26 protein-coding genes and 1 pseudogene are annotated in these 26535 nt (G+C 39.9%); 8 read left to right on the top strand and 19 right to left on the bottom strand.

Annotated elements, in window-relative coordinates:
• Positions 1-109 precede the first annotated feature (109 nt).
• The 6 genes from MKZ25_RS01895 to MKZ25_RS01870 all read right to left on the bottom strand — a co-directional run bounded on the left by MKZ25_RS01895 (position 110) and on the right by MKZ25_RS01870 (position 6979).
• The gene (locus MKZ25_RS01895) at positions 110-1642 is read right to left on the bottom strand and encodes an MFS transporter (protein WP_340799893.1); all 1533 of its coding nucleotides are present in this window, start codon (positions 1640-1642) and stop codon (positions 110-112) included.
• 267 nt (positions 1643-1909) lie between these two features.
• Positions 1910-2983: a Gfo/Idh/MocA family protein gene (locus tag MKZ25_RS01890; RefSeq protein WP_340799892.1), complete on the bottom strand. Its 1074-nt coding sequence runs from the start codon at positions 2981-2983 to the stop codon at positions 1910-1912.
• 16 nt (positions 2984-2999) lie between these two features.
• A complete protein-coding gene (locus MKZ25_RS01885; RefSeq protein ID WP_340799891.1) occupies positions 3000-3875 on the bottom strand; it encodes a sugar phosphate isomerase/epimerase family protein in 876 nt (291 codons plus the stop codon).
• Positions 3872-4882 carry a Gfo/Idh/MocA family protein gene (locus tag MKZ25_RS01880; RefSeq protein ID WP_340799890.1) on the bottom strand — a complete coding sequence of 337 codons (1011 nt, stop codon included), beginning with the start codon at positions 4880-4882 and terminating at the stop codon, positions 3872-3874. Before MKZ25_RS01880 ends, MKZ25_RS01885 begins: the two co-directional genes overlap by 4 nt.
• A gap of 62 nt (positions 4883-4944) precedes the next feature.
• Entirely contained in the window at positions 4945-6105 is a 1161-nt protein-coding gene (locus MKZ25_RS01875) for a Gfo/Idh/MocA family protein (protein WP_340799889.1), read from the bottom strand.
• A gap of 22 nt (positions 6106-6127) precedes the next feature.
• Positions 6128-6979, bottom strand: coding sequence for an AraC family transcriptional regulator (locus MKZ25_RS01870; protein ID WP_340799888.1), 852 nt, complete (start codon positions 6977-6979; stop codon positions 6128-6130).
• A gap of 322 nt (positions 6980-7301) precedes the next feature.
• Here MKZ25_RS01870 and MKZ25_RS01865 point away from each other — a divergent pair, with 322 nt between their 5' ends.
• Entirely contained in the window at positions 7302-8504 is a 1203-nt protein-coding gene (locus MKZ25_RS01865; protein WP_340799887.1) for an ROK family transcriptional regulator, read from the top strand.
• A 59-nt stretch (positions 8505-8563) separates the two neighbouring features.
• Here the strand turns inward: MKZ25_RS01865 and uxaC are convergent, their stop codons facing one another.
• Positions 8564-9982, bottom strand: a complete 1419-nt coding sequence (gene uxaC, locus MKZ25_RS01860; RefSeq protein WP_340799886.1) for a glucuronate isomerase — start codon at positions 9980-9982, stop codon at positions 8564-8566.
• Between the two features lie 1160 nt (positions 9983-11142).
• Here uxaC and MKZ25_RS01855 point away from each other — a divergent pair.
• Positions 11143-11658: an SH3 domain-containing protein gene (locus MKZ25_RS01855; RefSeq protein WP_340799885.1), complete on the top strand. Its 516-nt coding sequence runs from the start codon at positions 11143-11145 to the stop codon at positions 11656-11658.
• 22 nt (positions 11659-11680) lie between these two features.
• On the opposite strand, the gene MKZ25_RS01850 is transcribed toward MKZ25_RS01855, so the two are convergent.
• From MKZ25_RS01850 to MKZ25_RS01835, 4 genes are all read right to left on the bottom strand, one after another.
• A complete protein-coding gene (locus MKZ25_RS01850; RefSeq protein ID WP_340799884.1) occupies positions 11681-11854 on the bottom strand; it encodes a thiocillin family RiPP in 174 nt (57 codons plus the stop codon).
• Positions 11855-11936: 82 nt separating this feature from the next.
• Positions 11937-13262, bottom strand: coding sequence for an ABC transporter permease (locus MKZ25_RS01845; RefSeq protein ID WP_340799883.1), 1326 nt, complete (start codon positions 13260-13262; stop codon positions 11937-11939).
• The gene (locus tag MKZ25_RS01840) at positions 13252-13950 is read right to left on the bottom strand and encodes an ABC transporter ATP-binding protein (protein WP_340802952.1); all 699 of its coding nucleotides are present in this window, start codon (positions 13948-13950) and stop codon (positions 13252-13254) included. Before MKZ25_RS01840 ends, MKZ25_RS01845 begins: the two co-directional genes overlap by 11 nt.
• A 167-nt stretch (positions 13951-14117) precedes the next feature.
• Positions 14118-16250, bottom strand: coding sequence for a beta-propeller domain-containing protein (locus MKZ25_RS01835; RefSeq protein ID WP_340799882.1), 2133 nt, complete (start codon positions 16248-16250; stop codon positions 14118-14120).
• A 243-nt stretch (positions 16251-16493) separates the two neighbouring features.
• Here MKZ25_RS01835 and MKZ25_RS01830 point away from each other — a divergent pair, with 243 nt between their 5' ends.
• Together MKZ25_RS01830 and MKZ25_RS01825 are read left to right on the top strand one after the other, a co-directional pair.
• Complete coding sequence (locus MKZ25_RS01830; RefSeq protein WP_340799881.1) at positions 16494-17678, top strand: YhgE/Pip domain-containing protein; 1185 nt, start codon at positions 16494-16496, stop codon at positions 17676-17678.
• Between the two features lie 99 nt (positions 17679-17777).
• A complete protein-coding gene (locus tag MKZ25_RS01825; protein ID WP_340799880.1) occupies positions 17778-18317 on the top strand; it encodes a PadR family transcriptional regulator in 540 nt (179 codons plus the stop codon).
• A gap of 71 nt (positions 18318-18388) precedes the next feature.
• On the opposite strand, the gene MKZ25_RS01820 is transcribed toward MKZ25_RS01825, so the two are convergent.
• Positions 18389-19060 carry a serine/threonine protein kinase gene (locus tag MKZ25_RS01820; RefSeq protein ID WP_340799879.1) on the bottom strand — a complete coding sequence of 224 codons (672 nt, stop codon included), beginning with the start codon at positions 19058-19060 and terminating at the stop codon, positions 18389-18391.
• Positions 19061-19302: 242 nt separating this feature from the next.
• Positions 19303-19425 (bottom strand): annotated as a pseudogene (locus tag MKZ25_RS01815) (DUF1541 domain-containing protein); the annotation flags it as partial.
• 94 nt (positions 19426-19519) lie between these two features.
• On the opposite strand from MKZ25_RS01815, the gene MKZ25_RS01810 reads away from it, so the two are divergent.
• Positions 19520-19846, top strand: coding sequence for a four-helix bundle copper-binding protein (locus MKZ25_RS01810; RefSeq protein ID WP_340799878.1), 327 nt, complete (start codon positions 19520-19522; stop codon positions 19844-19846).
• Positions 19847-19898: 52 nt separating this feature from the next.
• Here the strand turns inward: MKZ25_RS01810 and MKZ25_RS01805 are convergent, their stop codons facing one another.
• Positions 19899-20072, bottom strand: coding sequence for a Fe3+ hydroxamate ABC transporter substrate-binding protein (locus MKZ25_RS01805; RefSeq protein WP_340799877.1), 174 nt, complete (start codon positions 20070-20072; stop codon positions 19899-19901).
• 68 nt (positions 20073-20140) lie between these two features.
• Positions 20141-21004 carry an AraC family transcriptional regulator gene (locus tag MKZ25_RS01800; RefSeq protein ID WP_340799876.1) on the bottom strand — a complete coding sequence of 288 codons (864 nt, stop codon included), beginning with the start codon at positions 21002-21004 and terminating at the stop codon, positions 20141-20143.
• Positions 21005-21204: 200 nt separating this feature from the next.
• Here MKZ25_RS01800 and MKZ25_RS01795 point away from each other — a divergent pair, with 200 nt between their 5' ends.
• From MKZ25_RS01795 to MKZ25_RS01785, 3 genes are read left to right on the top strand one after another with little or no spacing between them, the layout of a single operon-like run.
• A complete protein-coding gene (locus MKZ25_RS01795) occupies positions 21205-21990 on the top strand; it encodes a transporter substrate-binding domain-containing protein (protein WP_340731390.1) in 786 nt (261 codons plus the stop codon).
• Between the two features lie 34 nt (positions 21991-22024).
• Positions 22025-22690 (top strand): amino acid ABC transporter permease, encoded by a 666-nt coding sequence (locus tag MKZ25_RS01790; RefSeq protein WP_340731389.1) that lies wholly within the window; start codon positions 22025-22027, stop codon positions 22688-22690.
• 12 nt (positions 22691-22702) lie between these two features.
• Complete coding sequence (locus tag MKZ25_RS01785) at positions 22703-23446, top strand: amino acid ABC transporter ATP-binding protein (protein ID WP_340799875.1); 744 nt, start codon at positions 22703-22705, stop codon at positions 23444-23446.
• Positions 23447-23494: 48 nt separating this feature from the next.
• Here the strand turns inward: MKZ25_RS01785 and MKZ25_RS01780 are convergent, their stop codons facing one another.
• The 4 genes from MKZ25_RS01780 to MKZ25_RS01765 form a co-directional block, all read right to left on the bottom strand.
• On the bottom strand, positions 23495-23776 hold the full coding sequence (locus tag MKZ25_RS01780) for a hypothetical protein (protein WP_340799874.1): 282 nt from the start codon (positions 23774-23776) through the stop codon (positions 23495-23497).
• Complete coding sequence (locus MKZ25_RS01775) at positions 23777-24490, bottom strand: pirin family protein (protein WP_340799873.1); 714 nt, start codon at positions 24488-24490, stop codon at positions 23777-23779.
• A gap of 147 nt (positions 24491-24637) precedes the next feature.
• Positions 24638-25267 (bottom strand): hypothetical protein, encoded by a 630-nt coding sequence (locus tag MKZ25_RS01770; RefSeq protein ID WP_340799872.1) that lies wholly within the window; start codon positions 25265-25267, stop codon positions 24638-24640.
• 90 nt (positions 25268-25357) lie between these two features.
• On the bottom strand, positions 25358-26158 hold the full coding sequence (locus MKZ25_RS01765) for a carbonic anhydrase (protein WP_340799871.1): 801 nt from the start codon (positions 26156-26158) through the stop codon (positions 25358-25360).
• Positions 26159-26535 lie beyond the last annotated feature (377 nt).

Genomic DNA, 26535 nt, shown 5'->3' with positions numbered 1-26535 from the left:
GGAGAACCGCTTTTGCATTTTTCTTACTTTATATTCATTTTTTCACGATAAATTATTTTAATTTTCTATTAATTTACATTCCCAGTATAGAACGGAACAGAGTAGTTTTTCACTTCGGATTCAGAATAGTGTTCAGCATATCTTCACTTTCACCTACTAGTTCTGCAGAAGGTTCACTCATTCTTTTTTCATCAGCTTTTTCTTTAGCTTCAGCAATTGAAGTCTGGATTTCAGCCATTTTCTTGCTGTCCAAATGATAGAACTTCATTGCGATTAAAGAAGCAATCCACCCAAGTACCGGAATTCCAAATGCAAGGAAGATAGTCATTCCGTATAATGAAGTTGTTAACGTATCCCCAATTTCAGGGAAAGTGTCTTTATAGCCAATCAATGCTACCGCAAAACCAACAAGAGCGGGAGCCAGCGACGATATCAATTTATCGACGAAGGAAAACAGTGTTCCGATCATCCCCGGCACATAGCGGCCGGATTTAAATGTTTCATAGTCGGATACATCGGCAATCATCGGATTGACCAGGGCGGATGGCAGAGCTCCGAAGCCCATTCCCATTGCGTACAAGACAATAAAACCGATTGTGGCAAGACCCATATTGCTAAGTGAAATTGTTGTTGGATCGATTGTAAAGAGGAAAGCTGCCAGTAGCCCAAACGCTATGAGCCCGATCCAAGTTGATATGACAAAAGCTCTTTTCAAATCCGTTTTGCGTGCATACCATACGCCCACAAAAGTGATTAATAGAGTCGGTACAATGATAATCATTGAAATCGCTCCGCTCAAACTGTAATCTCCCAGTAAAATTCCAAAAAGCATAACTATAACAACTGCATGACGGAGGACGCTTAACGTTAATTTATCGCTGGAAGCTGCAATGATAAGCATCTGCAACGGTCGATTTCCTTTTAAAATCGGCCAATAATCCCGAAACTTCGTCTGTACTGTTAAATCTGCGAGGCCATAAAATTCTTTCTGGTCTTTGCTCCCGATGCCCATGACAGCCAGCACTGTAAATAAAAAACCGGCGAGTATGGCATAAGTATTCAATTCATGAAATAAATCCATTGTAAATCCACCGTGCTTAACCACTAAGTAGGAAGCTATAAATACTTGTCCCCCAGTGAACAATATCGTGTTGTTAATGCCGTCAAATACTGCAAAGAGCGGACGCTGTTTCGGGTCGTTCGTCAGCACTGTCTGAGCCGCTTTTGTACAAGCTGTCTGCATCGTATACCCGATGACATAAATTGCATAGACTAAGATAAAAAATATCAATTGGAGCGACTCCGGCAAAAGATGCGTGACATTGTACATAATCAAAATGGATCCCGCTAAAATGATATTCCCTATAACCATCATCGGACGGAATTTACCGAATTTCGATTCTGTCTTATCGATGATAAAGCCGATAATCGGATCTGTTATTCCATCAAATACGCGCATCAATGTCAAAATGGTGCTGACAGCCACAACTGTCAATCCAACAATGCCTGTAGCGTAATAAGTGACAAACGCCAAAATGAACATATACAAATTGGTTGCCGTGTTATTTAGTGTGAAAAATCCAATCTGCCAAATTTTTGCTTTATGGTACGTATGGTCTTCGTTGAGTGCTGCAGCTTTCATTGAATCTCCTCTTTTCTACCATAAGATATATTTTTTTGTTGCTTCTCTTTTAAATCAAACATTTGATGAAGGCGCTTTCAATATTCTTTAAAATTTTTGTACTTACTATAAGTGATGTAGAAAACACTGTTTGTTTAGTCAACAAACTAAAAGTAAGCACTTAATCAATCAAGTTTTCCAATACTCAGAAAACTCTCATTTTAAAAGCCGCTTCACTTTCCAATACATAAAACAGCCAGCGGAAACGGCTTCCTTATGTTTTGCTACTTACCGCGTGACGACGACAGCCCGTTCCTGTGCAATCAGGCACAGCTCGGCTGCTTTGAATGCATGCTCTTGCGTCATAGCATTCTCAGTGCGATTGATACAGTCTTTGATAAATTCCCCGAAAAACGGGTAGCCGACAGTCCCTGAAAGACTGTAATGCTTTTCACCATCCTTGTTAACAAGATATAAGTGATCGCCCGTTTCTTCACGCGCCACATCCAGATATTTGCGGATTTCAATGGTACCTTCTGTTCCGGTGATGAAAGTGCGGCCATCACCCCATGTCCGCAATCCGTCCGGCGTAAACCAATCGACTTTGAAAATTTGAGTGGCACCGTTATCTCCGCGCAGCGTGGCATCACCGTAATCCTCAAGTCCAGGATAGTCCGGATTATTGTAATTTCCGACTTTACTGTGCAGAACCTCTGCATCTTTACAGCCGGCATAATATAAAAACTGTTCAATCTGATGGCTGCCGATATCACAAATGATTCCGCCGTACTGCTCTTTATCAAAAAACCAGTCCGGGCGGCTTTCTGCATTCAAACGGTGCGGTCCGAAACCGGTCACTTGAATGACTCGGCCAATTGCACCGTCCTTAATGAGCTGTCCTGCAAATACCGCACCTTCAACATGAAGACGTTCGCTGAAATAAACCATATACTTCTTTCCGGTCTTTTTAACGACACGCTTCGTCTCCTCCAATTGGGCCATCGTGGTGAATGGTGTTTTATCCGTAAAATAATCTTTTCCGGATTCCATCACCCGATTTCCAAGTGCACTGCGCTGCGAAGGAATCGCAGCTGCGGCAACCAGTTTCACTTCATGGTCATCCAGAATCTGATCGAGCGATTCTGCTATTGCAACTTGTGGAAATTTCTCGACGAATTCCTCCACTTTTTTTGAGTCCGGATCATAAACCCATTTCAATGTCGCGCCTGCTTCCAGTAGGCCGTTTACCATTCCATAGATATGGCCATGATCAAGAGCGGCAGCCGCAATCGAAAACTCACCTTCCTTCACTACAGGATTCGGTTTTCCTTTCGGCGCATATGTCATTCCGTCTTTACTCATTTATTTCGGCCTCCTGTCATTTAACCGTTACCCCGAACCAATCGGCATATCCGAGTTTACGTAAATTCTGCGCTGAAATTTCCAGACAATCGAACGGGTCGCGACCGTACGTATCGTCCTGTTCCACCAGGAAATACTTTACGCCGCTTGCAAGCCCTGCATCAATAACAGCCGGGATATTCATATTCCCTTCGCCGACTTCCGCAAATTCAATTAAATTTGTGAATTTATTGAAGAACTTTGGCATGTCCTTGAAATCTTCCTCATTCAAATCTAATTGGCCAATACGGTAATCCTTCAGATGTAATAAAGAAATCCGGTCCTTATACTGACTGATAATATCAACCGGATTTTCACCAGCTCGCTGAATCCAATGGATATCCAACTCGAAACCAAGCTTGGATGTATTGTTTTTGATCATATCAAGAAGATACTCACCATCAAATTTTTGGAATTCGATATGATGCGTATGGTAGTATAGCTCGATTCCCTGTTCTGCTAGGCTATGCGCCATGTCTTCCGCTTTTGAGATAAACTGCATGATTTTTTCTTTGTCGCCCATAATTGTCAGCGGCAGCATGCCGATGCGGAGGAAATTACAGTCCAGTGTTTTGCAGTCCTGGACAATTTTATCAAAGTCATCTGTTAATGTTTCACCCGGCATTCCTGGCATTATCGGGTCCAGTGAAGCTGATAAAGCTGCTATTTCGATATCGAAATCCTGGCTGGCTCTTTTCAGCTCAGAGACATTATTTTCAGTCATTGGGATTTGCGAGACTTCCACTGCGTGATATCCCAGTTCGTTAATTTTTCTCATCGTTTCGTAAATGCCGATTTCCTCTACTTTATCTTTCAGCATCATCATTTGTACGCCGATTTTCCCTTTTTTCATTGATATACCCCCATTGCAATCTGTTTTCTGCTTATGCTTGACTGACGGATGGCATCAATCATTTCCATCGATGCTTGCGCATCTTTCGCGCTAATATAATCATCGGTATTATGCCGGATGCATTCATAGAACTCATTGATCAATTTCACATGGCTTGCGCCGTAATAAAATTTCATGCCTGGCAATTTCCGATCTTCTTCTAACTTCAGTTTCGTTCCGTCCACTAGTGTCTCGGTCAAAATACTATCTTTGATCGTGAATTTACCTTTTTCAAATAGCAATTCGAGTTCCACAGATGAATTCTCCGCATTGGCATTCGTCGCAAATAATAGACCTGTCGCGCCATTTATAAATTCGATGCGGGCTGTTGCCGTATCTTCTACATCCAAACCATAATCCAGCAATTCATCGATGGAACCTTTGATTGTCTTAATTTCTCCACCGAACAATTGCATCAGATCTATCGTGTGAAGCGCCTGATTGATCATCACACCGCCACCCGCATACTTCATTTGGCCGCGCCAAGGCTTGATATCGTAATACTCTTTCGGACGGAACCAGGCGACAATTCCTTTTATACCTATAATCTTTCCATATTCCCCGCTTGCTGAAATCTCCAGCAGCTTTACAACTGTCTCATTCCTCCGGTTTTGAAGTGAAATCCCGATTTTGATATTGGGATTCAACGCTTCCAATTCAACCAACGATTTGCCTTCATTCGCATCCAGCGCCAACGGCTTTTCCTGAAAGACATGGATACCTTTTTCAACACATGCTTTTGTTGCCGTGTAATGAAGATGATGTGGCAGGCAAATATGGACGCAGTCTAGAGATTCTTTTTCTAGCATCTCATGGTAATCGGTGTAAAATACTGGCCCCTCGACTGTACCTTCCATCTCCGGGTCGATATCACAAACTGCGGCAAGCTCGACATAGGGGTTGCTCTGAATGGCTGGAATATGTATTTTTGAAATATCTCCCAGGCCGATGACTCCTATTTTCAGCATATGGATCCCCCTCTTTTAAAAAACAAATCAACACCGGCAATGGTGATGAATTGTTTTTAATATTATTTTTGAATTAGCAAACTCTTTTCTTCTTCTATTTTTTTCGATAATTCAGCGAAGTACAGATTTTCATCTACTGGTAATTCAACTTCTTTGCCGAGCCAGCTTGATAGATGAATTGCGTTGGCTAATGCCACTCCATGGATTCCGTCGCTTCCTGGTGCGAGAAGTGGTGTACCATCCAGGACATTGTCTGCGAAATTTTTGAGTACGCTTGTGTGCTGTACACCCCATTCGTCTTTGAATTCCAGCACTTCTTCATCATAGATGTCGTCTGCGCCACCCCCCATGAAAATTTTCATAACGTCCTGCATATCCATGCTCGCACTCATTTCAGCTTCCGGACGTTTCAAACGTTTGATGGTCACTTTTTTGCTGTCATCAACAATGATTTTTCCTTTATCGCCGTGGATTTCAAAACGGTCCGTTCCCATGATATCGTGAGTTGCTGTAATGAAGACACCTGTTGCGCCATTGCCGTAATCGAACATTGCTGTCACTTCGTCTTCCACCGCGATGTTACGTTGATAGCCGTATTTGACATTGGAATAGACTTTTTTCGGCATGCCGGCGATCCATTGCATCAGATCCAGCTGATGCGGAGCCTGATTTACAAGCACACCGCCGCCTTCACCTTCCCAAGTTGCTCTCCAAGCGCTTTGATCATAATAGCCCTGCGGACGCCACCAAGTCGTGATAATCCAATTTGTCCGGCGAATGCTTCCAATCTCATCGTTATCGATGATTTCTTTGACTTTCTGATAAAGTTCATTGGCGCGCTGATTGAACATGATACCGAATGTCAGCTCTGGTTTAGTTGCGGCAAAGTCATTTAATTCCTTCACTTGTTTCGTGTAGACTCCAGCTGGTTTTTCCAATAAGGCATGAATGTCTCTCTTCAGCGCCTGGATTCCCATTTCAGGATGCAGGTAGTGCGGGACGCAAGTAATGATAGCATCGACATTGCCGCTTTCCATCATGTCAATGTAGTCTTCATAGAATGGTACAGACGGGTATTTTTCAGCAGCCAGGTCTTTTTTCGCCGAATCAATATCACAGATTGCCCCGATTTCCATATTCGGTACTTTGCCCTCAGCGATAAAGCCTGCGTAAGCGCCTCCTTGAGCTCCTAAACCGATAATTCCTAATCTCACTTTTTTCATATTCATTCTCCTCCCACGTATTTTATTCGCGATTTCGGTAAGCTTTTGCTGTCATCCCGACTTTTTCACGGAAATAACGGCTAAAATGAGAAATACTTTCGAAACCGCTTTCATGCGCAATATTTTTTAAGGTCTTCTCAGGTTCGTTTTCCAACAATTGTTTGACCCGGTTCAAACGGCAACCCATCACATATTCCATGATTGTGAAGCCGGTCATCTCTTTGAAGACATGTGAAGTATATGATTTGCTTAAGTTCAATGCATCCGCAATCGACTCAATCGACAATTTCATCTGGAAATTTCCTTGTATGAATGAAGCGATATTCTCAGCATGCATTTCTTTTTCAGCTTTTTTGCTTGGAATTTTCAAGGAATGGACTTGGCCAAGCTGATTGACGGCAACCAGTATCTGCAGAAGCAGGATTTTCGTGTTCGCTTCTTTTCCGACACCTGTAAAGTCATTATTCTGTTGCGCTTCTTCAAGGCGCTGTACCAGCTTCTCCAATTCTTTTGATTCTTCGTTCTCTTGCGTACGGATTAGGCAGTAATGCAATTTTTCGAAAACGTCCAGCAAATGCAACCCGTCCACTGCCTCTAAAGCCTTCTCGATCCATTGTGGTGAAAAATGGATTGTGCTGCGGACATATTCGCTGTCCGGCGATATATTCGGTTTGTGTAGAGCCATGCCATCCATCAACAGAATATCTCCTGGCTCAAGATCATAAATCTGATCGTGAATTAAATAACGGCAGGAACCGGCATGGAAAAAATAAATCTCATATTCTTGATGGGAATGGTAATCGATATGATCCCAGTACTGTTCCATCTTGTAATGCACCATAAGCGGCTGTTCTATTACTAATTTGCCTTTCATATGAATCTACCCCCATTTTATATGATTCTCAGATAATTTCATTAGCTGAAAGTGCTTACATTATTCATTAAATTATCTGAGAGTGCTTTATTAAAAGATTATTCAGATAATTATTTCAAAGCTTCTACATTTTGTACAGTGCTTCCTTTTAAAAACCGTATTGGTATCCGAAACTCCCTGATTTTGCTCGTAAATGTAATTATTAAAGGTGATGCCCTAACCTTAGCAAGCCTTTGTGGTATCCTTTAGTTATAGATAACTTCGACTGCAGTCAAGGCCAAAATGGCTTCGGCAAAATGATTAAGCAATGGAGGAAAACGACATGGTTACGGTAGACGGATCTTATATAAAACAAATAAACAGAAGTTTGATTGTGCAGCAAATCATCGAACATGGCATGATTTCCAGAGCCGATCTGTCAAAAAAAGTTGGTTTGAACAAAGCTACAATATCCGTGCAGGTAGCCGATCTGCTAGATGAAGAGCTGATTTATGAAATGCATCAGGAGCACCGTAATGTGGGGAGACGTCCCGTCATGCTGTCATTAAACCGTCAAAACGGTTTTGCACTGGGCATCGATCTGGATCATAAGAATATCACATATATTCTTTCCGATTTACTCGGCTATCCTGTGCATACTGAGGTTATTCCGTTGGAGACTTCAAATTACGAAACCGTTGTGGAACTATTGGCTACGCAAATTATTAAATTTCAGGCTCAATGTTCGGACAGCCGCTACGGTTTGATCGGCGCAGTCATCGGCATTCATGGCACTGTGGGTAAAAACGAGAAAGTTTTTTTTGTCCCACAACACCAGTGGCGTGATAAGGACCTGAAAGTCGATCTTGAAAAAGAAACCGGTGTGGCCGTGCTAATCGAAAACAATGCCAACGCATCGGCTTTTGCTGAAAAAGTCTTTAAATCCCGGGACAGCGAAAACCTGTTGTCCATTTCTATGTATTCTGGCATGGGACTTGGTATCATCATGGAAGGCGAGCTATTGAAAGGCTATAACGGATTTGCTGGCGAAATGGGCCATATGATTGTCGTTCCAGACGGTAAGCTCTGCACTTGCGGTAATAAAGGATGCTGGGAAATGTATGCATCAGAAGCAAGGTTCCTACAGGGCCTCGCCACTCTCAAAAACAAGAGCAATCTCAGTTACGAAGATGTGGAAAGCTGGCTTGCAGCTAAAGATCCAGTTATAATCCGAAAAATCGATGAATTCTTTGAATTTCTGGCAATTGGATTGAATAATATTATCAATCTTTATAACCCGGAAACAATTGTACTCAATAGCCAGGTGCTGAAAATGTATCCAGGCGCAATCGATCGCATTAATAACCTGTTGAAGTCTTCGGTCAGCCAGTACCGTGAATTGAAGCTTTCGGATCTTGGCAAAGATGCATGTGCGATGGGAGCATGTGCTCTTGCCATCAAGAGCTTTCTGAAAGTTCCCGAGCTGCGCTTAGATTTATCAAAAAATCATCTACCTGCAGATGATTATGCGGGAACGATTATCTAAAAGAATCCCCTTCCGAACTAGGAAGGGGATTCTCGTTGGTTTATTGAACTCTTTCCTATTTACGAGGCCGTAACTTGCTCTTTTATACGGAAGAACTGCCGAGCGTTGTAATAGCAGATATTCTTCACATAATTCTCCAAAAGCTCAGGGTCGTTCGGCATTTTTCCTTCTTCCACCCATGTGCCCAACAAGTTACAAAGGATTCTTCTAAAGTATTCGTGCCGTGAGAAAGACAAAAAGCTTCTTGAATCAGTCAGCATGCCGATGAAATTACTGATGAGTCCAATATTCGCCAAGGTCTTCATCTGCGCTTCCATGCCGTCTATATGGTCATTGAACCACCAGGCAGTACCCATCTGGATTTTCCCTGGAATTTCATCATTTTGGTAATTGCCGGCCATTGCAGCCAAGATATTATTGTCACGTGAATTCAGGCTGTACAGCACCGTTCTCGGCAGTTGGTCTTTTACGTCCATTGAATCAAGCAAACCTGCTAATTTATCTGCCAGTAAAAGATCCCCAATGGAATCAAAGCCAGCATCCGCGCCAATCCGGTTAAACATTTTCGTATTCGTATTGCGCATCGCACCGATGTGTAGCTGCATCACCCAGCCTTTTTCCGTATATAGCCTTGCCAGTTCCAGCAATGTGTAAGTCTTAAATTGGTCGATTTCTTTAGCAGACAGCTCTTCCCCGTTCAAACGCTTCCGGAAAGCCACTCCTGCCTCTTCCTGATCTGTATTTTCAAAGAACAGCACAGAGATACCATGGTCGGAACTTCTGCAACCGTGCGCATCGAAGTAATCCACCCTGTCTGATAGCGCTTTCAAAAAGTCCGTGTAATTTTCAATACGGAACCCGACCATTACTTCCAGTTTTTCCAACCATACCATGAACTCATCTTTTTCAATTCCGAGCCCTTTGTCCGGTCGGAATGAGGGAGATACCGTGATGTCATATCCTTCTGCAGCCAGCTTTTCGTGTGCGGCTAAATCATCTGTCGGATCGTCTGTCGTACCGACAAAATTCACTTTATCTTTTCTTAAGATCGATCGCACGGAAAGTTCCTTGGTCGCAAGTTTACGGTTCGCTTCTTCCCAGATTGCAGGCGCTGTTTTTTCGTTCAGCACTTCGTCAATCCCGAAATAATTCAGCAGTTCCAAATGTGTCCAGTGGTAAAGTGGATTGCCGATTAAATTCGGAACCGTCTTGGCCCAGACCATAAACTTTTCGTAATCGCTCTTGTCGCCTGTAATATACGCCTCGTTAACGCCGTTCGCACGCATTGCACGCCATTTATAATGATCGCCGGTAAGCCAAATTTCTGTTAAATTACTGTAATTTTTATCTTCTAAAATTTCCTGCGGGTCCAAATGATTATGGTAATCAATGATAGGAAGATGTCTGGCTATTTGGTGATAGATATTCTTGGCCGTTTCGTTATATAATAAAAAATCTTTCGTAATGCTAGTTTTCATCTTATTACCCCTTTCAAATATCTAATTTGTTTGTTTGGTAAACAAATTAAATGACTTGGCTTTATCATATATCTTACATTTTAAAAACTCAAGTTTGTTTTCTATTTTTTCTGAATATTAAGGGTAACTATGAAATTTAAAAAATACTAACATTAATAGCACAAACCATGGCCTTGGTTTGTGCTACTAGTGAGAGCCCCTATTCCTTTCAAGAATTCCCCCTAATTTGCTTAGTGGTTTCCTGTATATATTAAATTACATATCCCTATATAGTTTTCAGAAGGAGAGCAGGAACTTATATTAGAACAAAATTTGGTTTATTAGAAAATCTCGTATCGGTATTAGAAGATCAGAAAGCGATATTAGAAAATCGTGAACACTTATTAGATAAATTCCGAGATATATTAGAAAATCGAAAGTTTATTAGAACAAATAAAAGTATATTAGAACATTTCAAAATTTATTAGAACTCCAGTCGTCAGCACCGCCCTAAGTACTGAAGATTTCTCTTTTCCAACCGCAAAATTGATTTTTCAAATAAGTACTTAAAACAGGCCGAGACATAACTCAAAAACACTATTTTCCTCTGAGAGGAAAATAGTGTTTTTTTGCTGAGCGTTAAAATTGATTTCCATTCCGGGACGCTTTCCGCGGGCACGGCGTGGGGCCAACACGAAGTTGGTTACAAAAGCGTTGCCACAGGACGTGGCGTTCTTAGCTTTCGTTCCTCGTATTAGGCGTCAGTGCTCCTGTCGCTTCGCTTTCGTCGCAAAATAAATTTCGCTATTCCTGCAGGAAGCTTTGCTTGTGACTGTCGCTACGCTTTCCTCACAGAGAAAATCTTGTAGCGAAAGGCGTAGCCGACAGCTAGTGTTTTAACAGTGCGAAAGGTGAAACCGTCAGCACGAACACTCGCCCTGCATTCCAATCAATTTTGCAAAATATCCGTTTCTTAATAAAGGTTTTCCTGTTATTTAACGGTCATTCTACTTATGTCTGTTTTGCATTCATGATTCTCTAACTTCATTATCCCCCATTAACTGTAACTTTTTTGTAACCCTTTCTCCAGAACCATATCCTATTATTAAGAGGCATTATTAGAAATGGTAAAAATAAGCATTGCCACTCTAATAAAAATAGCGGAGAATGGATGATTTATTATGAAAAAATTATCAATATTACTTATTGCCCTTGTTTTTATAGGTATAGGAAGTATTTTCGTAATTAGTAATGAAAATGCTCAAGCCGCGGATTTTGAAAAAGCTTTTGCAAAGAAAACAATACTCGTAAAATCTGCGCCTGGTGAATCCTATAAAACGCTCGGTAAACTTAAAGCAAAAACTTCTGTGAAAGTATACGGCGGTGTTCCAATCGGCAAGGATCAAGAAAATTTATCCGCGGCTGATCAATATGGCTGGTCAAAAATTATGTATAAAGGCAAATATGCATATGTCCCGACACATGATCTAAAGTTCGAAAATCCATCTGCATGGGCGCCTGGAGTAAAAGCGAAAGCGATTGCCGAAATCAAAGAACAATTTGTCTCTAAAAATGATAAAATTCGTTTAGTGTACGACAAAGATTCTTATTATGAAATGTTTATTCAAAAGGATGGCAAAGGAGATTACCAATATTTAGTCTACATCAATTGTAAAACCGGCTGGTGGCACGGTTGATTGCGATCTAGAACCGGAATTCCTAATTAAAACAAGATCCGCTAGATACCGTACTTAATGAACTAAATGAAGCTGCAACTTCATTTAGTTCATTTTGTTCTTCGATAAAAATTTTCTTTTCACCTAGATTCCAAATCAGGAATTTATAGAAATCTTGTGGGTTACTTTCAGCAAGTGTTACAAATAAACCTGTCATCGTAATTGAAAACAGCAGAATTAGGACCAAACAAGATTATGTTTGGTCCTTAAATTCATTTAGCTATTTTCATTTTGCAATTCTATAATTCCTGTCTTAACGCCTGCATTACTTCAATTTTCGTTGCTTTGCGTGCCGGGCGCAATCCTGAAATCATTGCCACGCCGATGCTGATCGCTGCAGCAATTACTACAAGCTGCCATGGAATTGCTGAAAATTGTACATTGTTGAATCCTTCTTCGCCTGTTGCTGCCTTTAAAATAAGCGGCAATAGTGCATTCGATGCAAAGCTTACAATATACGAAATTGCAATTGCAAGAACTGTTCCAATGACTCCGATAAACGTACTTTCCATTAAAAACAGTCGTTGAATCAGTTTCGGGCTGGCACCAATTGCTTTTAATACACCGATCTCACGCGTACGTTCTGTCACCGCCATTGTCATCGTGTTGAAAATTCCGATGGATGCGATTAATACTGCGATTGTTCCAACGAAAACAAGTCCTGCTTTCAAAACTAGGAAAAAGACATTTAACTCATCCAGCTGTTCTGTAACGGAATACACACCGTAGCCTTTTTCACGTAACTCTTCTAAAATAGGCTTCACATATTCAAGGCTTTCCGCATAAATATCGAAACGCTCAGAAAACAGCTGATAATCGCTTGCTCCCTCTTCTTTAACTACTTGGCTATACATATTTTCAACCACTTCACGTTGCCCGTCCATCATATATATTCTGTTTTCTACTGCCCATTCATATGCCGGTTTTGGCATAACACCCACAATCGTATACGTCATACGCTCTGACTGCACATCCGGCTGTTCATGCGTACTTAGGGCAATCTCCACTTCCTTGCCGATAAGCGATTCCTTGTACCCTTCTTCAGCACCATCGTAATAACTACCTTCCGCTTCTGCTGCTTTTGATTTTTCATCAATTAATTTGCGGTCCGCTTCATTTAATAATGTTTGACCGAAATGATAGCCGACAATAATTTCTTTTTCGGTTTCAGGATATTTCCCTTCCGATAACGGTTTCGCTACCGATGCATAATCAGTAAAGTCCACTAAACGTAGTGATGTAGATGTATCACGGTCTCCCATATAGCCTTCTACATTAGCATCCACACTTGTCGTTTTTAACACCGTCTGCACATTTTCCACCGCTTCGATATCCGCTACTTCTTCTGCAGTAAACAGCGCTTGACTGCCCATCACTTCAATTTGCGTCACTGTTTCACTCGATAAAATCTCATCTTCAATCGAATCCTGTAACCCAAAGCCGATTGAAGCAAGCACGATTAAAAACGCACAGCCCATCGTCGCGGCAAGTACCGTCATAAATACACGCAGCTTATTTTTCTTAATATGCTGCATCACAAAATTTACTTGATCATTAAATAGCATTGTGTTCACCTTCTTTCACCAATTGACCGTCATGCATGCGGAAGCGCTTGTCCGCAATCATCGCTACTTCTTCATCGTGCGTAATAATAATAAATGTCAGATCCAATTCGCGGTTCAGCTGCTGGATCAGCATTAATATATCCTGTTCTGTCTCTGAATCGAGGCTTCCTGTCGGTTCATCCGCCAACAAAATCGGTGCATTCGTCACAAGGGCACGCGCAATACTAACCCGCTGCTGTTGTCCGCCTGATAATTCATTCGGATAATGGTCCGTCACTTCTGTTAACCCGACCTTTTTCATGATTACTTCAACCCGTTTTCTACGCTCCGATACACTCATCCCTTGCAGTTTTAACGGTAATTCAATATTTTCAAATGCCGTCAAACTTGGCATGAGCTGAAAGTTTTGAAAAATAAAGCCGAAGTTTTCAAGACGGAACTTTGCACTCTGAACTTCATTAAATGCGGCTATTTCCTGTGCATTTACTACAATTGAACCGTGTTCCGGCTTCATAAAACCCGCCAGAATCTGAAGCAGTGTCGATTTACCCGATCCGCTTTTCCCGACGACTGCCACGATTTCCCCCTTCTTAACATCAAAAGATACATCTCTCAGTACCGGAACCTGTCTTTCCTTTCCGCGTTTACCGATGGAAAATGTATGTTGTAAGTTCGTTACTTTAATCATCATCGTTCACTCCTTTTCACTTAACTTCAGTGTAACGGGCAAATCTTAATATTTAGAAAGGCTAAATATGAAGAAATTCTTAAGAAATGCTGAATACTCCCATTTACTTTTTAAGGGCATAAAAAACCCCAAGCACAATTCCACCTGCGCTTGGGGTTGAGTCGATATTAGAAACCTGCCATCTGCTCTTTTTCAAATGTTTTTCCGTTGTAGCTCGTCACTTTGGAACGGGATACTGTAAACAGTTCATCATTAATGTAAAGAAGACGCTGCACAACATTATACCAATCTTCATATTGTTCACCAGGACGCGCCTTTTCAATCATATCAGCTGCCAGCTCGATTCCTTTTGGTGTTACTTTGTAAATATGTGCACCTGTTCCTTCGTATTTCATCTGATCTTCCTCATCTGTAGGCGAGTAAATCGTTACAGGGAAGCCATAATAACTTTGACGTGAATCACTGAATAATGCTTTATGGTCATATTGCACAGGTGAATAAGTACCGCGACCACCGATTATAACCGCCTGCTGTTCTTTCGGGTTATTGAAATCCGTCACATCAAACAGGCTCAGTTTCATGCCTTTTGTATAGACAACCGGCTCTTTTGACCCTTCCTCCATCCGCACTTCCGTATCATAACCAATGCCTAGCAAGTGATTTTCGCCAATCGGATGCAAGTAATTACTGAAGCCAGGAATTTTCAGCTCCCCTAACACTTTCGGCGCTGCCGGATTTTTCGTATCAATGACAAAGAGCGGATCTGTTTCTTTAAATGTTACTAAATACGCTTTTTCACCCATAAAGCGCGCGGAGTAAATGCGTTCCCCTTTCGCCAGATCATTGACCGCACCGACTTGTTTTAAATTTTCATCCAAAATGAAGAGATGGTTTTTCGAATTGGCTGTTGTTCCCCATGCGCTGCCTTCTGTAGTAGCGATCCGGACGTGCCCATCATATTCATCCATTGAAAACTGATTCAATACAGAACCAGGGACTTTACCTTGTGCTGTCATTTTTACAGCTGTTTTATCAATTGAGATTTTGTAAATTGTCGTTTCATTGTTTTGAATTACCGGCATTGTACTGGATATCGCGTCTTCTAGAGATGTACTCTCCATTAATGGCCAGAATCGATAATGATTCATAGATGCAATATAGATCGCATTTTCAGACATGTACAGTTGCCCGCTGTTACCTAGGAAGCTCTCTGTTTTCCATGCGTTCGACTTTACATTGCTCACATCGATTGCTGATACGATCAAGTAATTCGGTTCATTGCTTTCAGGCAGCATACGAATTTTATCGACCGGCATAATAGTTTCCTTTTCTCCGTCATAAGTAGATGGTCGCAGCTCTACATCCGGTGTCTCCTGCAGCAGCCAGTAGTTCGGCATGCGGCTTGAGACAACGTACAAGTAGTTCCCTGCTTTACGAATACTCGTAATATCCCCGTCATGCCCCACTTCGCGCACTAATGTAGGTTTTTTTGCATCTTTCACATCGTAAAAGCCAATTTTTGTTACTGATTTTCCGTCATAATGCGGCTCTCTTTGTGTTTCCACATATTGTGTATATCCGACGATTAATGTTTGATCATGCAGCATTAAATGCGATGGATAAATATCTTTACCGATCTTTAAACGCTTTACTACCTGCAAAGTTTTTGCATCAACAATGACTACTTTATTGTCGGCAATCGTATAAATCGATTGGCCGTCCGTTATTGTAATGTCGCCTTCTTCAATGCCTTCAACCTGGTTGTTTGTAGTAGAGTAACTCGGTCCGCCACTGCCTGAATCTTTGTTTTCCATCGACATCGCCGATTCCTCTTTTGCCATATCATTAGAGCGGCTTGATACTGCATTATCCTGCGCTATCAACGCTCTAAAGTAATCTTTTAAGTCTTCCGTTGTAGTAAGTTTTTCCACTTTCCTTACAACTTCAAGCGCTACCGACTGTTCCGGCTGCGACTTTGCATTTTTCGCGTACGCTGTTGCCTTAATCACGAGCGCATATTTCCCTACTCTAAGACCATCGACAGATAAAGCGGTCCCGGCTTTATCAACCGAAAATTCAGCGTCGGCATTTTCACCATTTTCATCTAATACCGAAATGGATCCATCCGTTAAACTTTTTTCCATAACTGGCTGTTTCAATGTAATCGAATACGTTTCCCCTTCGAATAAAATACCTGTTGCCTGCACTTCCGTATTTTTAGCGAACAGAAAATAACCGAGCGCAATAACCGCTGCAAGTGTTGCGACAAGCCCTATCCCTAAAAGTTTGCCCTTATTCATGTAAACCCCTCCTTTTCCATACTTTGTATTGAATTAGACTGAGGAAGTGTGTAAAAGTTACAGAATTTCTCAATTTTTTTACAACCAACTAAATCATAAATTTTTCTGACCATTCACAGTATCGTAATATTTATGTCCTATATATTACTTTACAGGTAAATCATTAATATTATAGAATACTAAAAGTAGAGTACTTTAATTAGAGTACTTAAATTAAAGTTTACATAAGAGAGGAAACAATACGTGAAATTTAAACAGTTTTTAAAATCAAAAGGAGCAATTGCTTCTATTTTTATGGGAATATTTTATGCGGTAGCAATGCTCGGAATCTTTTTACCTGGATATACAGCAATACCCGGCAATATGGATGAATTAAAAATTGCCATCGTAAATGAAGACAAAGGCGAAGCTGGCAGTCAGATTGCCGGTCAGTTAGGCGAAAGTTTACCATTTAAAATAATTGAAACAGACTTAACAAATAAACAGGCTCTGAAAGATTTAGAGCATAATGAACTTGCATTAGTAATTCATATCCCTGAAAACTTTTCGGCGGATGCACAAAGCGGTAAAGGAACTAATATTGACTTCACGGTAAATGAAGCTTCATCAACAATGGTTTCATCTTCTATGTCATCTGTAGTCACTCAAATTAATAATGAATTAAGTGCAAACTTCTCACAGCAAACAGCTCAAGGTATTTTAATGAACTTTAATCTTCCGGAAGAACAGGCTGCTGAAATGGCTGCACAAATCGAAAACAGCTATACTGGAAACTATGTCATTATGAATGATGTGCCACCGGGGATGCATAACAGTATGCTCCCGATGTTTTTAACAATGGCTTGTTATGTAGGTGCGATGATTGCAGGAATGCAGTTGGTCGGTTCATTTAAAGCGAGCCGTGGTAAAGCGAGCAAAACAAGATTGTTCATGTATGTACAATTGACTGCATTAATGATCGCAGTACTTTCAACTATCGCTTCATTAAGTGTTGCCTTTTCAATTGCAGATGTCGACATGGCAGTATTGTTGCCTGTAGCCGGTCAGCAGATTTTACTTTATATGGCTGCATTTAATGTATGTGCGATTCCAATCTTTATCCTTGGTGAAGGCGGTATGATTCTTAACATACCGATTCTGCTTATGCAAACATTGGCAAACGGTGCGACAATTCCACGTGATATGATGTACGCACCATATGAATGGTTCAGCTACATTACACCGATGTACCATTCAGTTCAATCTTATTTGGCGATCATGTTCGGTTCGATCACCCCTGCCCCGTACCTTTGGGGATTGGCTGCAGTAGGTGCCGGAGCAATGCTTATCAATGTCCTTATTGTTTGGATTTTCCATAAGCCGCTGCCGGTTGATGCACCGGCTGAACAACCAGCTACTATAAAAAAAGCGGATGAAGTTATCGCATAACTTTGTTAAACTAAGGAAAAATACAACTCGTGCTATTTTAATGCACGAGTTGTATTTATATAAGCGGAAATTAACATGTATAAAGTATAGGAGAATACTATGTCCATCCAAATTTATATATTGAGCAAGTTAGCGAAAGAAAGCAGTTATCCATATAAACTAAAAAAGGAGCTGTCAGAACCGATTCCATTTGATAAATTGGCCAACCTGACGGAAAGCAAGCTCTATTATCATTTTGAATCTTTGACAAAACAAGAACTTATCGAACCAACAGAGATTATTAAAGAAGAGAACCGGCCCGACAAGCAAGTTTTCGCCATTACAGAAAAGGGCCTCGCATTGCTTCCAAACAAAATTTATCAGCTCTTTGAAAAAGCCGATTCCTTATCTGAAACTATTGTAGGTTTAATGAATCTGGACTTTGCAGATCGCGCAAAAATCATTAAGATTCTTGAAGAGAAACTAAGGAAGCTTGAAAAGAAAAGAGATCATATTAAAAGCTTGAATATGCAGGTTAAACTGGAAGGTCCTAAAAAAGAAGGTGGAGATTTTTTAACCGGCTATTTTACAAGTCGCCTAAGTAATGAAAGTGAATGGATTGATTCATTGATCGAAAAAATAAAGAGCGGTTCTATTTAAATAAGCCTCGCATTTGGATGAATAGATCATCGAAATGCGAGGCTTTTTTGCAGACTGACATATAAAGCTCATTATTTAAAGAAAAGTTTTAAAATAGGTGTTGTAATTTCTTCAAATGACAAGGAATTCTTCCCTCGCCTGTTATACCATTTGCGAACAGTTTCAACTACCCCAACCGGTACGGATTTCCCATCAATTAAATGATAGTATTGCTCATAGCCCTTTTTTAAATGTTCCCATCGAAAATCATTACCGGACGTCGTATATTCGGAAACATCGATGATTTTGGCTCTGCCGTTTTGCAGCAGTATATTTTTCAAATGAATATCACGCGGGTTCAGCCCTTTGCTGCGCGCATATTCTCTTGCTTCTTCAACATCCTGTATTACCTGTTCCGGAATATGGATGCCTTCAAGAATGCAGTCAAAGAGCGTTTTACCTTCCTCGTAACTTAATACGAGGCAATTGCCGTTCGAACCATAGCATGTTGAAAAGAAAGGTGAATTGCCCAACTTTCGGTAAACACCTTCTTCCAACATTACTTTAGCTGTTTTGTCTTTCGCAAACAGTTTAAATGCATATGCCGGAGTATTTTCGGACCGGAAAACTGCCGCATCGGTCCCGATGCCCACACATTTCATATCTTCTACTTCCCCAATAATCGTGACCGGCTCATTATTCGGGTTGGATACAACATTTATTTTTGAAAGGGAATCCATTAATTTTTCGAAGTCTTTTACCATAATATTTCTCCCTTCATCAGCGTTAAAGAAAACTACATAATCCAATTACTTTTAAAGGGATTCTATACGCTCATAATTAAATTCGTTTTTTTATATTAACTATATGTTCATTTAATGAGTTTAACATTAAAATCGCTGGTTCCTGTAATGTGCCGCTTTGTCCAATATGTAAAAAGCCCCTTACACCATTATGTGAAGGACCTTTCCTATTTATTAACTAAGGGTTAATTATTTTTCGCAATTTATTCCACAGGGGAAAGTTCACTTTCCGTTACCCATTTATGATGCGTTACTTCTTCACCAGTTTCTGTATCTTTATAGCTCACCATATATACGGTTGTTTGCTCAGCCGAATCGATTGTAGATAGCCTTACATTTTTTGTGAATTATTCAAATTAGTTTACTGGAGAAAATTACGGGAAAATTAAAGTGGATAAACTGAAAGAGGAGGAATAGGCTATGTCACATGAGCAACATCAGCAATTGCTGCAAACTTTACATGAATGTATGGCAGCATGCAACCACTGTTTTGACGCCTGCTTAAAAGAGGATCATGTTCAGATGATGACGGAATGTATCCGTTTGGACAGAGAATGCGCGGATATATGCAACTACCTGGAACAGGCGATTTCCAGAGGTACACCGTTTATTTCCGAGTTGGCGGCCGTTTGTGCCAAAATTTGTGAAGCATGCGGAAATGAATGTAAAAAGCACGACCATGACCATTGTCAGAAATGTGCGGAAGCGTGCTTTAAATGTGCAGAAGCATGTAAACAAGTTGCCTGAACATATAAAAAGTTGCTCCAGGTTCATTTACCAATGGAGCAACTTTTTATGTTTAACTATTAATTTCAGCAGAGCACTTTTCACAAATAAATTTGCCTTCCAGATTCAGATAAGCTTTGATTTCCGTAAACCCTTTTCGCTTCGGGTAACGCATCTGAACAAATACTTTTTCATCGTCTTTAATTTCATTATTACATTTCATACATGTTGGAATGATTAGGGCCACTCTATCCCCTCCCGCTATTTATATTTCAGTTACAAATATTCTACTATAATACAAGAATATCCTGCCTGTTATTTTTTCCGAACAGGAAGCCAAATTTCACTGTAAGCATAACCTTTTTTATTTTCATCCATTTTAGTAAATGAAAAAGTTGGTGCTTGGATAATTTCGTAATCGGAAGTAGGGAGCCATTCCGAGTATGTTTTGGCCATTGTTTCCTGTAGCGTGGAAGGAAACGGTCCTTCATTTGGAAATACCGCCCATGTACATGCTTCAACTCGTACTTTGTCTAATTGTTCACTAACTTCTGTTTCAGTTGTTAAGACACCGATCAAGTGGGTTAACTCCCCTTCTTCTTTCAGGAAATTCGCATCAGCATGATAAGAGGCATTCACAATTTCAAAAGGCGCTATATTTTGCAGTGCACGCATTTCTTTTCTTTGTTCTTCCGTTATGCTTTGCGCCAGCTTAACGATTTCCTGATTGACACCTTCAAACTGCATGGGCACACGTTTACTTACCCCTGCTAAATTAAACGCTTGTTTATCTTCAATTCTCCATTCCATCGATATTCCTCCTTTTACTGAAATCACGAATGTGAGTTTAGGAAATGACTTGCTTATTTTCTTTTTAACGACATCCGAAGGTAAGCAATCACTCCATTTTTTAAATGCCCTTGTAAAACCGTCGACTGACTGGTAACCATATTTAAACGCAACATCTGTTACCTTTTCTCCATTTAATAAATCCTTATTCGCTTCCGATAGTTTTCTGTTTTTTACATACTCATTCAACGTCATCCCGGAAAGATGAAAAAATACTGTTCTAAAGTGGTAATCGGAAACCCCGGCATACTGTGAAATACTTTCAAGAGACAAGTCCTCGGTTAAATGTTCTTCAATATATTCAATCACCTGATTTAATTCTTTTAGCAACATATCCCTCCTTCATGGATACATATTAGCAAAGCAAATATAAAAATACTCGACATTTCCAGCTGAAAAAAATCGCATTAAATATGTCCAAATTATGACACTCATTGTTTATTAGCGAAACTAAAAGGGTATTCACACTTATTAGTAAGATACTTAGCAAAATAGATTACAGAAATACATGAGAGGAGTTGATACGTAATATGCGGTTGGAAAAAAAGTTAATATTGATTTTCAGTTTAATCGCGGCCTGCTTCTTATCTGCTTGTGCGGAGAAGGAAAAGCTTGCCGACGGATCTGAACTGATACATAAAGATCAGTTTGTTTTTGCTGCATCTGGCGAGTTTAAACCATTTAGTTATGTAAATAATGAGGACCTTACGATGTCTGGCTTTGATATCGAAGTTGGCGAAGCGATCGCAAAAGAACTCGGCCTTGAACCGGTTCAAAAGCGGATCAAGTTTAAAGGAATTGTAGAAGGAGTCAAGACTGGCCGTGCTGATGTAGCTGTTGCCAGCCACACGATTAATCCACAGCGAAGCAAACATGTTGCTTTCTCTACCCCCTATTATTATTCTGGACCGCAGATTTTTACCCGACCAGATAGTGAAATTAAAACTGTTGATGATTTAGCAGGAAAGGAAGTTGCTGTAGCGAAAGGATCAACCTATGCCGATACAGCTTCCAGATATACCGATAATGTTAAGACCTATGACAGTGATATCACTGCTTTGCAGGCGTTAAACAGCGGTCGTCATGATGCGGTCATCACCGATTTTGTTACCGGTAAAAATGCTGCAAAAGAAGGGTTTAAAGTTGAAGGACAACAGTTAATCGAACGCAGTGAGCAAGCGATTGTACTGCCTCAAGATAACCCTAACCTATTAAAGCGAGTAAACGAGGCGCTGGAAAAACTCCGGGAAGATGGAACACTTACTCGGATAAGCATGAAGTATTTTGGTGAGGACATTACAAAAAAACCTGAATAATTCAATCCTCTAAATAAGAAAGGAAGTAGTTACAGTGCCAAGTTTTTCACATTTTCTAGAAGTATTAGTAGATACTAAAGATGTTTTCCTTAAAGCCATGCTCTTAACATTGGAACTGACCCTTGTCTCCATCTTGATCGGTATCGTCATCGGGCTTTTCTTTGCGTTAATGAAAATTTCCAAATTTAAAGTATTAGAAATCATATCAGATATATATGTCTTTTTAGTTCGCGGAACACCGCTGATTGTTCAAATCTTTATCCTCTACTTCGGACTAAGCGGTATTTTCCTTCTTCCCGATTTCTGGGCTGCTTCACTTGCCTTGGCGCTTCATAATGGTGCATACATTTCTGAAATTCTTCGGGGTACTATCCAAGGAGTCGATAAAGGGCAGATGGAGGCAGGACGTTCTTTAGGGATGACAAAAGTTCTGACATTAAGAAGAATTATTCTTCCGCAGGCATTCCGCCGTGCGCTCCCGCCATTGGGCAACCAATTTATTATCGGTTTGAAAGATTCTTCGTTAGCCGCATTTATCTCGATGAATGAACTCTTTAATGTAGCAACAACGCTTGGATCTAATAACTTTGACGAAATGACCTATTTACTTATCGTAGCGATTTACTACTTAGTGCTGGTGGCATTATTAACATTCTTAGTAAACCGTTTCGAAAAGAAATTAGCAATTAGCGACAGGTAGGAGGCGTAAGTAATGGAAGCAAGAGAAATGATTAAAGTTAATCAATTAAATAAGTCATTTGGAGACTTACATGTATTAAAAAATATCGATATGACCGTTTTTGAAAGTGATGTTGTTTGTTTAATAGGATCGAGTGGTTCCGGAAAAAGTACTCTTCTCCGATGTCTTAACTTTTTGGAAAGAAAAGATAGCGGCAGTATTACTATCGGAGGCAAGGAAGTCGACCCTAAAAACGATAACCTTAATAACATAAGGGAAAGAGTAGGAATGGTATTTCAACATTTCAATTTATTCCCCCACAAAACTGTTTTGGAAAATATTATTGAAGCACCGGTAATGGTTAAGGGTACTGACAAAAAGGAAGCTGCTGCGAAAGCAAAACAACTCCTTGAAAAAGTCGGTCTGGAAGATAAGGCCGATGTCTACCCGAATAAACTATCCGGCGGGCAAAAGCAACGGGTAGCAATTGCTAGAGCACTTGCAATGGAACCGGACATTATGCTTTTCGATGAACCGACATCAGCACTTGATCCAGAGCTTGTCGGTGAGGTTTTAACAACAATGAAAGAACTGGCTCATGAGGGAATGACAATGGTTGTTGTTACCCATGAGATGGGCTTTGCAAGAGAAGTCGCTGATTGGATTGTGTATATGCATGATGGGGAAATTATCGAGCGCGGTGACGCTGATCAATTTTTCAACAATCCGCAAGAAGAGCGAACAAAAGAATTTCTAAAGACAACAATGCTTAAATAAATTATCGGGGGTTCTGTCTAAATAGTAGGCAGGGCCCCCGTTTTACGATTACACCGGGTAAACAGTCTTACGATCAGCCAAGATTATATACTTACCTTCATCCTCTACGAAACGTACATCCCCTTCTGATGAATAGAACCATGTTTTTTGATTTTGGTTGTTTTCTTCTACATAAAAAATATTGAGTTCGTCTCGGAATTTCAATAACGTATTGGCGGTTTCTTGATCAACTTTAAATGAAATTTCCCAGCTGTTTTCAACTGGTTTAATCTCATATTCTGTAGTTTCGCAAAATAGTCTGCTGCCGACAGTATGACGTACATATAACATCTACCCTTCACCTCCAGGTAGATCGATTAAAAGTATAAATGCGTCTTTTTTTGCGTGTATTGTTAACGAATGGATGTCGGTGATTCGTGCATCATCACGTCTTTGAAGTGTAACACCATCATTAAGAGAAACTTCTCCTTCGATAGCAAATACATATATTTTACGTCCTTCTTTTTGCTGGAATCGAATTTCCTTTTCAGCATCAATTTTTGAAAGGTATAACGTAACATCCTGATGAATCAAAGCTACATTTTCCCCTGCATTATGAGAAACGACTGGTAACAGTTCATTTTTTAATTTGTCAGGGTCAAATGTAATATCTTCATATGATGGTGTTAACTGCTTCTGATTTGGCAAAATCCATAGTTGTAAAAAGTGAGTATCCTCATCTTCTGTTGGATTTACCTCAGAATGCAGCACCCCCGTACCAGCTGTCATTCTTTGCACGTTACCGTATTGAAGTGTTCCTACATTCCCTAAATTATCTTCATGCTTTAACTGCCCTTTTAATACAATCGATACAATTTCTGCATCCCTGTGAGGATGAATTCCAAACCCCTTGTTCGGCTTCACGATATCATCATTCAAAACACGCAATGGACCAAATCGAATATTTTCTTCATCATAATACGGACCAAATGAAAAACTAAAGTGTGTTTCTTGCCATTCATTTTTTGCTGTAAAACGATTAGTAGCAGGATTATGTAAAATCACTCTGAATCACCCTTCCATCATTGAAATAACTTATCTTGAATTCGAGATAATTATACAGTAAATAAAAGGAATCCGCTATAATTTATGTGAAGTTATACATAAGAAAAGTCACGAATTTGAGCAGCATCATTCGTGACTTTTAGCATTTTAGTTGGCTTCACTATAATTTCCTTTCATAAGTTCATCTATTTGGGAAACCTTTTCGCCACTCAATAAATACGTCACCCCAAATACTTTTCCTTCTCCTTTATGGTTGAATGCAATATCCAAATCATTCACCATCTGTTTTAGAAATTTGAAGGCTTGGTGCATATTCGCATCAGCCGGTTTCCACTGATCTGCAAGTTCAGTTGCTTCTTTTGCTTCACCGTTAGGTCCCAAATGACCGGTGCGTGCAAACTGATAATGATTGATGTAGCCCGAAAGAAGAACCAGATTATTATAGTCATTATGGATGTCATCGCCTAATGGAATCAATGGATATGGAAATTCTTTAAGAGCTTCTTGTGCCTTCAAGTAATATTCGAAACCTATATCATATTTCGCTTCTTTCAATCTTGGATCATCAAACGGTTCCGATAGCATCGTGTTTACTTTTGAAGCCCATGTTCCAAATTCTTCTGCATAGTATTCAGGTACTTTGGACACCACAATACGGTCATCAGCGGCTGACTCTTCGGAGGCGGTAATAGGAGTAAAACCTATGAACTCAAGAACCCCGAAAACCGCGATGACAATCACAACAATAACCGTACCCAGGAAAATCTTTTTGTTCATTCATATCCTCCTTTTCTCAAACTTCATAATAATGTCTTTAAGTGATATTTAAACAACGTTATAACTTATCATTACTTTTTAAATCAATTCTTATTCCTTGTTTTTAATAATTTCACGTTCGTTTATCGGTTGAACAGGACGACGATTGTGCGGAATAATTTTCTGGAATGCTTGTATTTGCGCTCTTGACATTTCAATCGGCTGTTCAAAAACCATCCATTTCACTTCTTCTGTACAAGGCGGTGTTGTTAATGAACCCTCATATTCATAAGAAGTCTGATTTTTAGGCAATAAAGCTTTTAAATCAATTAAATACTTTTCAGAAATATCTTTAATTGATTCTTCTTTTGGTAATTCATTCCACATACCGGCTAAAAGTTCATTTTTCTTCCCATTTTGAATCATTATGCCAAGCACAGCTAGATTCCCATTTTTGTCACTATGTACTAAATGCAGCTCCATATCAAAGTTTTGGCTATTAAACTGGTGCTCACTTGGCGTATGAAAATGGAATTGTAAAAGCTTGTACTCATTTCCTTCAATAACTAGAAGATTGCTATCTGTTGTCGCATTTGCCTGAATTGTATGGCCATTGTTTTCGACTGTAAATTCTGTCGGCTCATAGTATATCTCATTTTCATTTAATTTTTTCTCTGCTTTTACTTGTGGCAATTCAACATTAATCGGCGATTGTTCGCTTCCATTTGCACAAGCTAAGTTACCGGGATCTAGTTCATCCCAATATTCTGGCCCCGTCAATTCCTCATAGGACCAATCACTCTCATCCGCACTTGTAGTTCTCACTTCATTTTCTTCCTTTGTTTGGTCCGCACATGCAGCAAGCGTTAAATTGATAGATACTGCAAAAAATAGATAGCCGAGTTTCTTCATCTTCGATACGCCTCCTCTTCCCATATATTATTCCTAGAATACTAAATTTTTCCGATATATTAAATTCATACCTCAAAAAATATACTGAAATATCAAAATTCGGTTCGTATAACCTATCGCTATCTCCATATATAGAATCATAATTTGCACTTCTTTTAGTCATTTATACTTTATTTAGCATTCGCTCTTTCAGCTTATTTATAACTTCGCATGCAAATTTACTTCATAAATTAAAAAGAGTAGGCTCAGTATACTAAGCCTACTCTTTTTACTCTAAATGTCGAAAGATACTCTGTTATTTTATTAAAGCCTGCCTCAAGCGCTATTATAGAATTCGCTCGGCTTTTCACTGTAACGACAAAGTTATAGCACCTGCC

It is taken from the genome of Solibacillus sp. FSL W7-1464 (assembly GCF_038004425.1).
Taxonomy (GTDB): domain Bacteria; phylum Bacillota; class Bacilli; order Bacillales_A; family Planococcaceae; genus Solibacillus.
This window is presented reverse-complemented; position numbering and strand designations above follow the sequence as displayed.

Bases quoted from the DNA above. Each gene is read 5' to 3' on its own strand.
- MKZ25_RS01780 (WP_340799874.1), bottom strand. From the start codon at position 23,776: ATGTTATATGTACGTCATACTGTCGGCAGCAGACTATTTTGCGAAACT.
- MKZ25_RS01835 (WP_340799882.1), bottom strand. From the start codon at position 16,250: ATGAATAAGGGCAAACTTTTAGGGATAGGGCTTGTCGCAACACTTGCA.
- MKZ25_RS01810 (WP_340799878.1), top strand. From the start codon at position 19,520: ATGTCACATGAGCAACATCAGCAATTGCTGCAAACTTTACATGAATGT.
- MKZ25_RS01825 (WP_340799880.1), top strand. From the start codon at position 17,778: ATGTCCATCCAAATTTATATATTGAGCAAGTTAGCGAAAGAAAGCAGT.
- MKZ25_RS01820 (WP_340799879.1), bottom strand. From the start codon at position 19,060: ATGGTAAAAGACTTCGAAAAATTAATGGATTCCCTTTCAAAAATAAAT.
- MKZ25_RS01880 (WP_340799890.1), bottom strand. From the start codon at position 4,882: ATGCTGAAAATAGGAGTCATCGGCCTGGGAGATATTTCAAAAATACAT.
- MKZ25_RS01865 (WP_340799887.1), top strand. From the start codon at position 7,302: ATGGTTACGGTAGACGGATCTTATATAAAACAAATAAACAGAAGTTTG.
- MKZ25_RS01770 (WP_340799872.1), bottom strand. From the start codon at position 25,267: ATGAACAAAAAGATTTTCCTGGGTACGGTTATTGTTGTGATTGTCATC.
- MKZ25_RS01845 (WP_340799883.1), bottom strand. From the start codon at position 13,262: ATGCTATTTAATGATCAAGTAAATTTTGTGATGCAGCATATTAAGAAA.
- MKZ25_RS01895 (WP_340799893.1), bottom strand. From the start codon at position 1,642: ATGAAAGCTGCAGCACTCAACGAAGACCATACGTACCATAAAGCAAAA.
- MKZ25_RS01885 (WP_340799891.1), bottom strand. From the start codon at position 3,875: ATGAAAAAAGGGAAAATCGGCGTACAAATGATGATGCTGAAAGATAAA.
- MKZ25_RS01875 (WP_340799889.1), bottom strand. From the start codon at position 6,105: ATGAAAAAAGTGAGATTAGGAATTATCGGTTTAGGAGCTCAAGGAGGC.
- MKZ25_RS01765 (WP_340799871.1), bottom strand. From the start codon at position 26,158: ATGAAGAAACTCGGCTATCTATTTTTTGCAGTATCTATCAATTTAACG.
- uxaC (WP_340799886.1), bottom strand. From the start codon at position 9,982: ATGAAAACTAGCATTACGAAAGATTTTTTATTATATAACGAAACGGCC.
- MKZ25_RS01850 (WP_340799884.1), bottom strand. From the start codon at position 11,854: ATGACAGGTTTATTTGTAACACTTGCTGAAAGTAACCCACAAGATTTC.
- MKZ25_RS01840 (WP_340802952.1), bottom strand. From the start codon at position 13,950: ATGATTAAAGTAACGAACTTACAACATACATTTTCCATCGGTAAACGC.
- MKZ25_RS01855 (WP_340799885.1), top strand. From the start codon at position 11,143: ATGAAAAAATTATCAATATTACTTATTGCCCTTGTTTTTATAGGTATA.
- MKZ25_RS01870 (WP_340799888.1), bottom strand. From the start codon at position 6,979: ATGAAAGGCAAATTAGTAATAGAACAGCCGCTTATGGTGCATTACAAG.
- MKZ25_RS01785 (WP_340799875.1), top strand. From the start codon at position 22,703: ATGGAAGCAAGAGAAATGATTAAAGTTAATCAATTAAATAAGTCATTT.
- MKZ25_RS01890 (WP_340799892.1), bottom strand. From the start codon at position 2,983: ATGAGTAAAGACGGAATGACATATGCGCCGAAAGGAAAACCGAATCCT.
- MKZ25_RS01795 (WP_340731390.1), top strand. From the start codon at position 21,205: ATGCGGTTGGAAAAAAAGTTAATATTGATTTTCAGTTTAATCGCGGCC.